We start from the raw sequence: 10,927 nt of genomic DNA on the forward strand, positions 1-10,927 counted from the left end.
TCGGGTTTGTCCGACGGGTCTGCGACGGTTGCCGAAGTCAGAGCAGGAATGTTGGTGGCTCGCGGCAATGAGCAAGCCTAACATTCGCCTACCATACAGGGCCGAGTTCCTGCTGAACCATAGCTGGTGACATCGCTTATTCGCGGACGTGCGACAAGGTCGTCGGATGAAATCCTTATCCCGTCTCTTTGTGGCCGCATCACTGGTCGGATTTTACAGCATTGGGTGCGCGCGAGGGCATGCTCCGGGACTGGGTGACGCACGTGGGGCCATCGTGCGTCCCGCGGCCATGAAGCTGTTTGACGCCGAACCCGTCTTTCCTCGGGTCCCGGCGATCATGCCAAGTCCGTGGATGCCCCTCGAGGTTGGGCGGACCATGGGGGCGATCTGCAAGCCCCACGACGCGGGCGGAGGGACCTCGTTCCTCGGGCTTCATTTCGACGATCACTGCTTCGGCCCGGCTCCTGAGCATGTGGCACACGCTGTCTTGGCCCTCCCTGTCCGAGCGTTCGACCTCGAACGTGACACGCGCCGTGAGGATCTGCGCAAAGCTTTTTACCTGGCGGCTCCCGGCTTCGGGCGCCGTCCTGACTTCACGCTGGGGGCCGGCGCGTTCATGGTCCGCAGCTTCGAGGGAGCGGACCCCCGAGACACCGTGTACCTGATCTGGCCCGTACGATGCGACGAGGGTGAGGCGGGGTTGGATTGCCACAACGGCATGGGTCGGAAGGCTTTTCGGTTCGCTGCCGACGGCGCCTTGCGGGATGTCAGTGCGGACGTGCTGCCGACGGATCCGGTCCTGAGCTCCGACGACCGCGTGCGTCAGACGAAGTACGGCGGCAGCGTCCTGTTTCTGCTCGACGACAAGCTGCCTTATGCGCCCACCATGCGCTGGATCATGGAATTCGATCCTGACTCGCCACCATTCGAGAAGGACGATCCGAAGGCCGCGGGCCCTTGGGCCCACTTCGGCTTCGTCCACTGGACCGGTTCTCGTTTCGAGCTCGTCGATCGAATTGCCCGATCGCAATGGCCGTGTCGGAAGCTCAATGACGCCCCGGCCTGCTCGACGTATCCCGACGGCTTCGAGGATCCCTTTGTCATCCCGTGAGCGGAATTCTCGAAGTGGAGGGTGGGGCGGTGCCGTCGCCGGAGCATTTGCTGCTCAGGATCGACGGTCCGCCTCTCGATCCAGGTGACGCTCGTCCTCTGTTCGCTCTCTCAGGGAGACGATGATCGTCCCGACACTTTTGAATAGGGGCGCACCGTGGCTCTGTCGGGCGACCGTTGGCACGCGACAGAGGAGGTCGAACAGGCAGCGATGGAAGGACATCGGCGAAGGCGCACGCCCGCATGGCGTGCTCAATGTGGCCGGTTGCACCCTCGACGCGGCCAACACCGGAGACACACCGTTGACCAGCCGTCCCAAGATCAGCTCCGTTCCGATCGTCCCCAGTGAGGTCGAAGGTACTCTCGAAGCTCCCGTCATCTACTTCGAAGCCACATCGACGCATGGCGTCGGAGGAGGCGTCGGTCGCCTCGCTCTCGAGATGATGCTCTCCGAGCCCAGCGCGGACGGCACCCCGATCAGTCGGCGAAAGATAGTCGTACACCTGCGCGGCCCGCTGGGCGCGTTCATAAGTCTGAAAGCCGCGATTGAACACATCGAGGAAATGGCCGCCGGCCCGCTCACGGCGGACATCGCGGAAGATGGGAAACCCAATTGAATCGCGTGCAGATCTGCGTCAAGCGGTGCTCTCGTACTCAGGTCCTATTGGTTCATTCTGGCTTTCCGAAAAATAGAACTTGTATTGATGCTTGGATCGGAGCAGTTCGAATTTCCGGATTGCGTGAGGGATGATCGATTGGTATGGCAGTATGTGATGTATCCTGCGCCGGACATATAGCGTGTTGATATCGGGTATTCGATCGTCATTCGGTCATAGGGCAGAATAGGGCGACTATTCGGGATAGTCGGCTTCTTGCCCGTCCTCACCCGGACGGCGGATGCATCGCGGCGGACAGATCCAGTCGCGGGTTGCTGCGAAAAATCTTGCATTCCTCAAGCTTGCGAGGGATTCGAAAATCGCCCTCAGGATTTTCCCTGGCAATTGCGAATGATATCGATTCTGAACGCGTTGCTGCGAGCCTACTGGCGTGACGCCCGCCTGACGACCATCGCGGTGATCTTGGCCAGTTTGCTCGGTGCATTGGCCTCGATCTCGGCTCCGTACCTTTTCTCACGCGCCGTCGACGATCTGGCCCGCGGACAAGTGCGGTCCGACGCGCTCCCGCTCCTCATGTCCTACGCGTTCCTGTTCGGATGCGCGAAAGCTCTGGGCATTGGATCACGGTTCCTGATCGTGCTTTGCGCGGAGCGTCTATCGTTCATTGCAAATACGGCCTTCTTTGCGCGCCTCCTACACAAGACGCCAGCCTTCTTCCTGGAGCACAACGCCGCGGAGATCGGGACTGCCCGTCAGCAGGGAACCCAGACGCTGAACCTCATCACCCAGCTCGGGCTCGGAGGCTTGCTCCCTGGATGCGTCCAGATCGCCTTCAGCGTCCTAGTCCTCGGCAACCTCGTCAGCTGGGACATAGCCCTGATCATATTCATCTACGGCGTGGTCGTGATCGCGCTCGACTACACGCGTATCGGCAAAGTCAAACCCGCTCTCAATGAGGCGATGAATCAAAGTCAGGCCAATGCGCGCCTGGTCGGCAACGCCATCGCCGTCATCGACACCCTGCGCCAGACACGCGGCGAACGATGGATCACCGAGCGTTTTACTGCCAGCGCGGGTGATGCCTTCGCGAATTTGCGGCGCTACGCGCTGGTGAGCAGCGCCTTCTGTGGGCTTCTGGGCATCGCTGCAGCCTTGCAGTTGACGGTCACGTTCCTGATCCTCGTCCCCCGGTTCGAGGGCGGCCTGATCTCGATTGGCGGCATCGTGCTCTTGAACACGTTGCTGATCCAGTTGAATGAGCCGTTCCACATGGTCGGCATGGCCATCAAGGAGTCGGTCGAAGCAGCGGCCCGCTTCCGGCCCTTAGCGATGATGTGGAGAGCACCGGAAGAGCTCGAGCCCGCCGATCCGCTGCCCTACCGGCCGTCCCTCGGCATCGTCGCTTTCGAGAACGTCAGCTTTCGCTACGCCAATGGTCGTGGCGTTGCCGACCTCTCCTTCGTCGCTCGCCGCGGCACGCCGACCTTCCTTACGGGTGAGACCGGTGCAGGCAAATCAACCGTCGTTCGCCTGCTGTTGAAGGGGTTGCAACCGAGCGGCGGCCACATCTTCGCCGACGGAACCGACCTGACTCGCATCGCGAGCGATGATTGGTTCAACCATGTCGGCGTCGTGCCGCAAGAGGTGACACTGCTCAACGATACGCTGTCGGCCAACATCGTGCTGGGCCGTCCGTTCGACGCGGAGCGCCTCCGCCGGGCCTCCGCGCAGGCCTCCATCCTCACGCGCATCGAGGCCATGCCGGAAGGGTTTGAGACCGTCGTGGGCGAACGGGGCCTCAAGCTGTCGGGCGGTGAACGGCAACGCATCGCCATCGCGCGGGCGCTCTACGGCGAACCGGCGATCCTCGTTCTGGACGAAGCCAGTTCGGCCCTCGACGACGAGACCGAGCGGCACATCATGGACGGCTTACGTGACCTTGTTGACGGGTTGACCATCATCGCGGTCACGCACCGCACCTCCATGATACGGCCAGGAGATCAGAACGTCCGCCTGTCGGCTTCCCCATCACAGGCGTAACCGTCTGAGATGGGCCGACAGCCGAAGGGCGGCTCCGGGTGGAATGCCGCCATTTTTGCTGTGGGACGGCAGATGTAGCGAAGCGGATATAGCCGCACGGACCAAGTCCGACCCTTTTCAGACCCTCGCAGCGCCAGAGTGCAGGCCGCGTTGCGAGGCGAAGGTGCGTGGCCGGAACGGGCGGCTCCGCGATCGGCCGGGTTCGAGCACCATGTCGAGGACGTGGGCGTTCGACGTCTGACGGAAGGCCGCCCCGGGACGCTGAGCGCGTCTCGACCACGAACGGCGCGAAGCCGGGTCCCAGAACGCCACCGGCATGCCCCGATCCATGCCGCAGATTTGCAACAGAACATGGAAAACAGCCGTTCTACTAGAACTATTCCAGTTCAAGGCCCTGCATTCGCATCGCTGTTTCGTTGCGGCCGAACAAGCGTTTGGCTGAGAGCAGGTGCATCAGTTTAGATCGGATAAAAGCGTTCAGAACGCTTGCGTCTATCCTCGGCGTGACAGTCTAATCGGTCGGCGCCGCGCGCTCGTGTGCGTCGGCGAGGCACCTGAGGATTGGAGTTATGGCGGCGGTATCATTGGATGCCCTACATCGCAGTGAGAACCTGAACCTCCAGCGGTTCCTTCTTCGCAAACTCGGGAACCCTGCCGACGCAGCCGACGCCGCGCAGGAGACGTATCTTCGCCTCGTCAAAGCACTCACGACCACCGACTTGGAGCATCCGCGCCTCTTCCTGTTCCACCTCGCGCGCAACGTCGCCGCCAATCTCGGCAAGCGCCGCCGGTTCGAAGCGCGCCTCTTCCGATCCATGACCGATCTCGAACTGTCGAGCGTCGTGGACGGGCACGCCCAGACCGAGACGCAGGTGATCGCCCGCGAGCAGCTGCGCCTCGTGGCGGCAACGATCGACGGGCTGCCGCCGCGCTGCCGGGAGGCGTTCCTGCTCAGCACCGTCGAGGGCCTCTCGAACGGGGAGGTCGCCGTCCGTCTCGGCGTCAGCCGCAACATGGTCGAGAAGCACCTCATCAAGGCGCTGCTGCACATTCGCCGCGCGTGTCACGAGTTTTTCTGATCGGGCACGTCAGGAGTTCGCGGCCTCGATGGTCTTCATAGGTCGGACGGGCGGAGCGGGCAGCGGGTCGACATGGAGGAGGAGCGCAAGCCCGCGGGCGACGACGAGGCCGCGGACGACCCGATCTACGCGCGGGCCGCGTTCTGGGTGGTTCGCCTGTCCTCCCCCGACGCGACCGACGCCGACCGGGCAGCCTTCGAGACCTGGCGCGCCGCCGACCCGGCCCATGCCGAGGCCTACGCGGAGATGGAGGTGTGGCGGGGCATCGCCGGGCGCGTGCCCGATACGCGCCGGCGCAGGCGGCCGCCGCCGACGCGCCTCGTCGGCCTCGCGGCAGCGCTGGGCCTGTCCGGATTCATCACCTACGAGAGCGGGATCCTCGACCGTGTCCGCGCCGACGTCTGGACCGGAATTGGGGACATCGAGACGGCGCGGCTCCCCGACGGCAGCCGCGCCGCCCTCAACACCGACACCGCGCTCGCCCTGCACTTCACGGCCGCCGCGCGCGACGTCCACCTGCTGCGCGGCGAGGCGGTGTTCGATGTCGTGCCCGACAGCGCCCGACCCTTCGTGGTCTACGGCGGCGGGTTGCGGGTGCGCGCTGTGGGGACGCGCTTCTTCGTCCGGGCCGGCGGGGACGCCGAACCGGTCGGCGTGGCGGAGGGGCGCGTGGACGCGTCGACGACCGCGGGCGCCGTGACCATCGGAGCCGGCGAGGTCGCCCTCCGGAGCGCCGACGGCCATCTGATGGTCGAGCGCGGCGATGTGGGGCGCGCCACGGCGTGGCGGGAGGGCAAGCTCGTCGTCACGGGGCAGCCCCTCGCCGCGGTCGTGGCCGACCTGAACCGCTATCGGCGCGGGCGCATCGTCCTGCTCGGTTCGGGGCTCGGCGCGCAGCGCTTCAGCGGGACGCTCGACATCCGCGACACCGACGACGCGCTCGACGTTCTGGCCGCGACGATGGGCCTGCGCGTCACGCGCCTGACTCCGTACCTCGTCCTCGTCAGGCCGCCGGCCTGACGAGGCGAAAAAAACCGACGCGGGGAGGTCAGGAGTTTCGCGCCTCGATTGTCGTTTGTCCGTGAGGGCCACGGAGCGCGCGCCGAGCGCGCCGCCCTCCGCGGAACGGGGGCATGAATGGCAGTGTGGGATCTTGGCGGCACGCTCGGCCGCGCGCCGGGCGGTCCATGGCGCGGTGCGGCCCTGGCGAGCGCGTCCCTGATCGCGCTCGGGCAGGCGTCGGCCGCGCAGGACCGTTCGATCACCCCGACCTTCGTGCGGGCGGGCGAGCGGCTCAACATCGTGCCCGTCGCCACCGGCGATGCCGCGCCGCCGCGCGCGCTCTCGGAGCGGCGCGTTCGGCTCTCGATCGCGCCCGGCCCCCTCGAGCCGGCCCTGGCGAGCCTCATCGCGCGGACGGGTCTGTCGCTGGCCTACCGGACGGCGCTGACCGAGAACCTCGCGACGCGGGGCGTCGAGGGGGACGTCCTGCCCCTGGAGGCGCTGACGCAGCTGCTCGACGGGACGGGGCTGACCTACCGCGCGGCGAAGCACGCGACGATCACGCTCGTGAACCCGCGCTACGCCCAGGCGTCCCTGCCGCCGGGGGATTCGAACGCGCCGACGCCGGTCGGGGCGGCCGCCGCGTCGGTCACCCTCGAAGAGCTCTCGGTCGAGGCCCAGCAGCCGACCTTCGGGACGACGGGCTTCGTCGCGACCCGGTCAACGGCGGGCTCGAAGGGCAACGATTCCATCCTGGAAACGCCCGCCACCGTCAGCGTCATCACCCGCGACGAGCTAAATGTCCGGGGCGTGCAGGACGTCAACCTCGCGGTCGCCTACACGCCCAACGTCCAGGCCGTCGACTATCCCGGCGGCCAGGGCGGTCCGACCTTCACGCTGCGCGGGTTCAACGCCAACAATTTCGACAGCGTCTACGAGGACGGCCTGCGCTACGGCTTCAACTCGTTCGACCAGAACATCGAGCCCTACGCCTACGAGCGCATCGACGTCGTGAAGGGGCCGATCTCGGTCCTCTACGGCCAGGGCCAGCCGGGCGGCATCATCAACCTCGTCTCGAAGCGCCCGACCTTCGTGCCGTTCAACGAGGTGTTCATCCAGGGCGGCAATTACGGGCGCATCCAGGCCGGCTTCGACCTGTCCGGCCCGGTCGAGGGGGCGCCGCAATTCGCCTACCGGGTGACCGGCCTCGTCCGCAACGCCGACAGCCAGGTCAAGTACACGCCGGATGACCGGACCTTCATCGCCCCGGCTCTGACCTGGCGGCCGGACGCCGACACGTCGCTCACGGTGCTGGGCAAGTACGCCGAGTACCGCGGCGGCGGCTCGGAGCAGAGCCTGCCGATCGTCGGCTCGATCCTGCCGAGCGCGCGCGGCTTCTTCCCGCGCAGCCCGTTCGTCGGGCAGCCGAACTTCAACACCGGCCTTCTGGAGAACAAGGAGATCGGCTACATCCTCGACCACAGCTTCGCGCCGGGATGGCTGCTGCACTCCGCCTTCCGGGCCTACGAGACCACCTCGAAGTTCGACGCGGTCGGCGCCAGCCCGGCCTTCACGCCGCCCGGTTTCCTCGCCGTCTCGGTCTTCCCGTACCTGCGCGACCAGTCGAGCCAGGGGCTCCTGACCGACAACTATATCCAGGGGCGCTTCGACACCTGGGACGTCCAGCACGACGTCGTCTTCGGCGTCGGCTTCCAGAACTACTACCGCCGCGACGCGCGGACCTTCCCGAACGGCTACCCGACGATCGCCGCGAACCGCCTGATCGACCTGTACAATCCGGTCTACAACCTCGGCATCGACTTCCCGCAGCGCACGAACGTCTCGACCCGGGCGCTCCAGCAGCAGACGGGCGCCTATGTCCAGGACCAGATGAAGTGGAACGGCTTCATCCTCACGGGGAGCCTGCGCAACGACTGGGTCGACCAGCAGGTCCGGACCACCTTCAACTTCCCGAACCTGCCGGTCGCGACCCTCAACCGGACGACGGTCGACAACCAGAACTTCTCGGCCCTGAGCTACCGGGCCGCCCTGGGCTACGAGTTCGCCGCCGGAATCGTGCCCTACGCCGCCTACTCGACGTCGTTCAACCCGCAGATCGCCGGCCAGCGGGCGGACGGGTCGGCGCTGCCGCCCCGCGAGGCCAGCCAGATCGAGGGCGGCGTCAAGTGGCAGCCGGTCGGCACCAACGCGCTCGTCACCGCGTCGTATTTCGAGATCACGCAGACCAACATCCCCCTGGCCGATCCCCGCAACCCCGGCTTCTTCATCGTGACCGGCGCGGCGGAGTCGCGGGGCTTCGAACTGGAGGGCAAGGCGAGCCTGTTCGACGGGTTCAACCTGATCTTCGGCTACGCTCACCTCGACACGAAGGTCACGCGGAACGCGACCAACCCGGCGCTCGTCGGCAATCGCCTGCCGAACGCGCCGGACAACACCCTGTCCCTCTTCGCCGACTACACCTTCCCGCTGAACTCGCCCTTCGCCGGCTTCCGGGCGGGGGCGGGCGTGCGCTACGTCGGCGAGCGGACGGACGCCACCAACGTCGATCGCATCCCGGCCTACGCCCTCGTCGACGCCTCGCTGAACTACGACCTCGCCCAGCTGAACCCGGCCTGGAAGGGCGCAATCCTGTCGGTGAACGCCAACAACATCTTCGACCAGCGGTACTTCACGTCGGGCTTCTACACCGGCTACGTCTTCGAGGGGTTCCGCCGGAGCGTGTTCGGGACGCTCACCTATCGCTGGTAGGATCGTCGGACGATGACGCGCGCGGCGCCGACCGTCTCCGGGCGGCCGGGACCGGAGGGGAATCGGCGGGCGTCGGCCCGCCGCTTTACCGCCTCGCGAACCTTCCGCCTGTGTCTGTGGCCGCATGGCGGGAGCGGCCGGTCGCGGCGCCGAGAAAGCCGAGCCGGTCGCCGCGATCCCGATCCTATGGTCCGGCCGTGTCACAACGCCATTCCGCTCCTGTGCGTCCTTCGAACCGCTACGCTTCGGTTTGCTCTGGGCGGTCGCCTGACCGCACGGGCCGATCCGAACGGCCGCCGCCCCCAGGAATCGCATGAGACCTCCTCCGGAGCTCGGCGGTCATGCGCGGGGCCGCTGGACAGGGCGGCCGCACGCGCCAAGATTGCGTGCCTCGCGGATCCGGACCGACGCTGAGCCGTCCGACGTGGCGGGGATCGAACGCTGCGCCCGCGGGTGTTCCGACCCGATCTGGCCGCACGGAACCGCGGCGCTCGGCCCAAGCTCGCACTTGCCGGGGGGCTATCCGTTCCAGAAAGGGGGATCCCCGTTTCAAGCTGTCGCGCGCGACGCCGAGTGTGGCCCCGATGTGATAGTTCGTCGAGGCCGCATTTTCTAAGCCCCGCGCAAAGCTTGCGACAGGCGTGACCGGGGTCAGTTCGATGGTCCGACAGTATATCGGTTCGGGGCCCGTGACCGGATCCTGTGATCCGAGCAGAGGTATCGGCTCCGGAACGCGGAAGCGCGGCCGTGTGCGGATGGGATTGCTGATCGGCGCCTCGCTGGGCGTGCTCGCACTCGCTCTGGGACCTGTGGCTGGACAGAGCCTGCCGGCGCGATCACCCTCGACCGCGGGATTGACGGCAGCGGATTTCATCCGGATGCCGGAGTATCGAGCCGATTGGGGGCTGGCCAAGATCGATGCCGCCACGGCCTATGCGCGCGGCTTCACGGGCCTCGGCGTTCTGGTGGCTGTCGTCGACAGCGGGATCGACCCGACACACCCTGAATTCATCGGCCGCATCTCGCCGGCGTCGCGGAACTTCATCCCCGGCGAGACGCGGCTCCGCGACACCGACCTTCCCACCGCCGATGATCCCATCGGGGGGCATGGCACGCACGTGTCCGGCACCGTGGCGGCGAGTTTCGACGGCCGGGGCATGATGGGCGTCGCTTTCGACAGCACGATCCTCGCCGCGGTCGATCTCAGATACGTCAATGAAGCGACGCGGTATGCGGCAGATCGGGGTGCCCGGGTTCTGAATGGCAGCTTCGGGGACGATTTTCGCTACGAGAGAACGTCCTACCAGACCTATACATTGAGCGGAGCGCAGGCCGAGTACGACGCCATGAAGTACGCGGCCGCGAAGGGCGTGCTCATGGTCCGGGCTGCCGGAAACGAGCATACGATCTACAATCAAGCCAGCTATAAAAACCCGATCAACGGTGGGCTTTTTCCGTATGTCAGCCCAGAGAACGCGAACGCGGGAGTGTACCGCTTCGTCGACGATGCGGGAAATCCGGTAGACCAAAGTCAGATCAGATTCTCCGGCCTCGACGGGTACGTCGTTTCGGTGGTCGCTTTGGACAGCAACAACAACGTCGCGGATTTCAGTAATCTGTGCGGCGTCGCCAAGAACTGGTGCATGTCCGCACCGGGGGTCGACATCTACTCAACCCTCCGAATGGGATCGGGTGAGAATCCCTACGACCCGAATTACGGGCTTAAGAGCGGCACATCGATGGCCGCACCGCACGTGGCCGGTGCTGCAGCCGTGCTGTTCCAGGCGTTCCCGTTCCTGACGGCGCCGCAGATCGCCCAGACCATGTTCACCACCGCCACCCATCTCGGTGACGGTCCGGCCAACGCCCCGAACGCCACCTTCGGCTGGGGCCTGCTCAACCTCGGCAAGGCCATCGACGGCCCGGGCCAGTTCACCTCCGACTGGACCGTCAACACCACCTACAACGGACAGGCCTATTACGGCCGCTTCGCCAACGCCATCTCCGGCGTCGGCGGTCTGACCAAGGTCGGGCTCGGCACCCTCGAACTCGCCGGCACCAACACCTATGCCGGACCGACCACCGTCGCCGGCGGCACCCTGTTCCTGTCCGCCAGCGGCAGCCTGACCTCACCGGTCTCCGTCCAGAGTGCCGGCACCTATCTCAATGCCGGCTGGACCCAGAGCAGCGTCAGCAATGCCGGCCTCCTGATCAACACCGGCACCATCTCCGGAGGTGCGACCAATGCCGGCACGGCGCTCAGCAGCGGCGTGATCGCCGGCGGCGTGGCCAACAGCGGCACGCTGTCCA

At 66.1% G+C, this 10,927-nt stretch carries 7 protein-coding genes; all 7 read left to right on the plus strand.

From position 1 onward, the window contains the following. The first annotated feature begins 289 nt into the window (after window positions 1-289). Window positions 290-1,111, plus strand: coding sequence for a hypothetical protein (locus BMY19_RS23660; RefSeq protein ID WP_100253142.1), 822 nt, complete (start codon window positions 290-292; stop codon window positions 1,109-1,111). 301 nt (window positions 1,112-1,412) lie between these two features. Then, a complete protein-coding gene (locus tag BMY19_RS23665) occupies window positions 1,413-1,727 on the plus strand; it encodes a hypothetical protein (protein ID WP_020095892.1) in 315 nt (104 codons plus the stop codon). 255 nt (window positions 1,728-1,982) lie between these two features. Continuing rightward, window positions 1,983-3,767, plus strand: a complete 1,785-nt coding sequence (locus BMY19_RS23670; protein ID WP_244535000.1) for an ABC transporter ATP-binding protein — start codon at window positions 1,983-1,985, stop codon at window positions 3,765-3,767. A gap of 569 nt (window positions 3,768-4,336) precedes the next feature. Continuing rightward, window positions 4,337-4,846 (plus strand): RNA polymerase sigma factor, encoded by a 510-nt coding sequence (locus tag BMY19_RS23675; RefSeq protein WP_056524283.1) that lies wholly within the window; start codon window positions 4,337-4,339, stop codon window positions 4,844-4,846. 72 nt (window positions 4,847-4,918) lie between these two features. Then, on the plus strand, window positions 4,919-5,866 hold the full coding sequence (locus BMY19_RS23680; RefSeq protein WP_100253144.1) for a FecR family protein: 948 nt from the start codon (window positions 4,919-4,921) through the stop codon (window positions 5,864-5,866). Window positions 5,867-5,983: 117 nt separating this feature from the next. Continuing rightward, window positions 5,984-8,617, plus strand: coding sequence for a TonB-dependent siderophore receptor (locus tag BMY19_RS23685; protein WP_100253145.1), 2,634 nt, complete (start codon window positions 5,984-5,986; stop codon window positions 8,615-8,617). 755 nt (window positions 8,618-9,372) lie between these two features. Beyond that, on the plus strand, window positions 9,373-10,927 hold a 1,555-nt coding region (locus BMY19_RS23695; RefSeq protein WP_244535001.1), incomplete at its 3' end, for a S8 family peptidase.

The organism is Methylobacterium sp. UNC300MFChir4.1, from assembly GCF_900110155.1.
Taxonomy (GTDB): domain Bacteria; phylum Pseudomonadota; class Alphaproteobacteria; order Rhizobiales; family Beijerinckiaceae; genus Methylobacterium.

Coding starts and splice junctions, on each gene's coding strand:
- BMY19_RS23675 (WP_056524283.1), top strand. CDS start 4,337: ATGGCGGCGGTATCATTGGATGCCCTACATCGCAGTGAGAACCTGAAC.
- BMY19_RS23680 (WP_100253144.1), top strand. CDS start 4,919: ATGGAGGAGGAGCGCAAGCCCGCGGGCGACGACGAGGCCGCGGACGAC.
- BMY19_RS23685 (WP_100253145.1), top strand. CDS start 5,984: ATGGCAGTGTGGGATCTTGGCGGCACGCTCGGCCGCGCGCCGGGCGGT.
- BMY19_RS23660 (WP_100253142.1), top strand. CDS start 290: ATGAAGCTGTTTGACGCCGAACCCGTCTTTCCTCGGGTCCCGGCGATC.